The organism is Candidatus Cloacimonas sp. (assembly GCA_039680785.1).
Lineage (GTDB): Bacteria > Cloacimonadota > Cloacimonadia > Cloacimonadales > Cloacimonadaceae > Cloacimonas.
The window spans coordinates 1-2156 of the sequence record JBDKSF010000052.1 but is presented as its reverse complement, the minus strand read 5'-3'; the positions used below and the strand labels follow the sequence as shown (position 1 = coordinate 2156).

The 2156-nt window shown below is 37.6% G+C and carries 3 protein-coding genes; all 3 read right to left on the bottom strand.

The window, feature by feature from the left end; all coding sequences use genetic code 11:
• On the bottom strand, positions 1 to 280 hold a 280-nt coding region (gene coaD / locus ABFC98_03455; GenBank protein ID MEN6445084.1), incomplete at its 3' end, for a pantetheine-phosphate adenylyltransferase.
• The gene (locus ABFC98_03450) at positions 273 to 1520 is read right to left on the bottom strand and encodes an aminopeptidase P family protein (GenBank protein MEN6445083.1); all 1248 of its coding nucleotides are present in this window, start codon (positions 1518 to 1520) and stop codon (positions 273 to 275) included. The genes coaD and ABFC98_03450, both read right to left, overlap by 8 nt.
• Before the next feature lie 9 nt (positions 1521 to 1529).
• Positions 1530 to 2156 (bottom strand): AAA family ATPase (locus ABFC98_03445; GenBank protein MEN6445082.1); only part of this gene is annotated, 627 nt, incomplete at its 5' end.

Below are 2156 nucleotides of genomic sequence, written 5' to 3'. Positions count from 1 at the left end.
CGGATACAGCTCTCATTCCGCGAATCATTATCCTGCAGTTTTGGCTTTTAGCATAGTTAACGAACAAACCCTGAAAAGTACTAACTACTGCATTAGGTAGATGTTCAGTTGATTTCTTACAGAGTTCATATCGTTCTTGCAAATTAAATAGATTCTCTTTGCCAGTATAATCTGCTACGGCAAGAATAACCTGATCAAATATTCTGCATGCTTTTTCCAAAATGTTCAGATGACCTAAGGTGAAAGGATCAAAGGTGCCCGGATAAATTGCCTTAAACATTTTTTTCCAGAGCCCTTTTCCGAATTTCTTCGATTTCAGAGACCTCTTTGGGGATATCTTTGGAAAGGACAGAATAACCGTTTTCGGTTACCAGAACATCATCTTCAATCCTGATGCCCAATTTCTCTTCCGGTATATAAAGTCCCGGCTCCACCGTGATTACATTTCCAGGATATAAAATTGCATTTCTACCACCCACATCATGGGTATCCATACCTAAAAAGTGACTAATACTGTGCATATAATATTTAAAAACATCTTCTTCCCTGTCAATTAAACCAAGTTGAATTGCACCTTTTGCCAATAAGTTTCGGGCTTCTCTGTTAAGTTCAGCAAGTTCCACTCCCGGTTTAATCATTTCAATTATCTTTTTCTGAACATCTAAAACAGTATTATATACATCTTTCTGGCGAGTATTAAAGGTCTCGTTGATGGGAAAACATCTTGTTATATCTGCGCTATAATTTAAATAGGAAGCGCCCACATCCATCAGGATTATGTCTCCATCATTGATTTTGCACTCATTTCTTTCATAATGCAAAGTGGCAGCATTAATCCCAGTACCTACAATGGGAGCAAAACCCCAGTGGCTGACACCTTTTCTTTGCATTAGATAAAACATTATAGCTTCCAGTTCATATTCCATCATTCCAACTTTTGCTTGTTCCCAAACATCCATTATGGCTTTACCGGTAATATCGATTGCATATTGAAGCTGTTTTATTTCCCATTCACTTTTTACTTTCCGGAACGGAGTTATCAATGTTTCAAAGGACTCGATCTTAATCCCTGGAAAGCGTTCGCGCAAAGGAAACAATCGATAAAGCTGAATGGTTGGTGGTTTATCCAATGCTTGAGCACCTATATTTGCCCATATTTTTTCCATCGACGGGCAATAAATGGACAATATACTTAAAAATTCATCCAAATAGTGAATTTTATCTTTTGCAATGCCACTAATTTGGCTCGCTTCGTCACTTTTCATTATTGTTCCAGTCCAAACTTCTTTATCTGGATCGCAACGCTGAATGAAGAGCATTTCTGCAGTTCCGTTTTGTCCTTTATATGCAAAATAGATTGCTTCCGGTATTGCCAAACCGGTTATATAAAGGAAATCATTATCCTGTTTAAATTTTTCTAATTTGCCTTCTTCATTGGCAAACAGAATCACCGCTTCTTTTTCTTTTAAAGAGGAGAGCAATTCTTTACGCCGGGCAACGGTTATTTCAGCATTCATCATCCAATCTCCTTAATATTTCTCGTTTGCTGCTTTACTGCGAGAATTTATTGATTTTATAAAGCCATATTGTGGTTCCTGTGATAGATTCACGACTTCGGGTGTGATAATACATTTTTCGATATCGTGCCTATCAGGAATGCTATACATTATTTTCAGCATAAATTTTTCCATTATGGAACGCAGACCACGAGCACCAGTTTTTTGTTTTATCGCAATTCTGGCAATTTCTTTTAGGGCAGCTTCGGAAAATTCCAAATGCACGCCATCCATTTCAAAGAATTTTTGATACTGTCTGCAGATTGCATTTTTGGGCTTCATCAATATTTCTATCAACGCTTCTTCGCTCAGTTCATTCAGAGTGCAAATTACGGGCATTCTGCCAATAAGTTCCGGAATCAAACCATATTTTAAAAGGTCTTGAGGAGTAGTATATTCAAAGATAGCGGATTCATCTTGCTTTTTACCTAATTCCACATCAAATCCGATGGACTTTTTATCCATTCGTTCTTTGATAATCTTTTCCAGACCGAAGAAAGCTCCTCCGGCAATAAACAGGATATTTTTAGTATCCATTTCGATAAAATCCTGTTGTGGATGTTTGCGTCCACCTTTGGGAGGGACATTTACTTTCGTTCC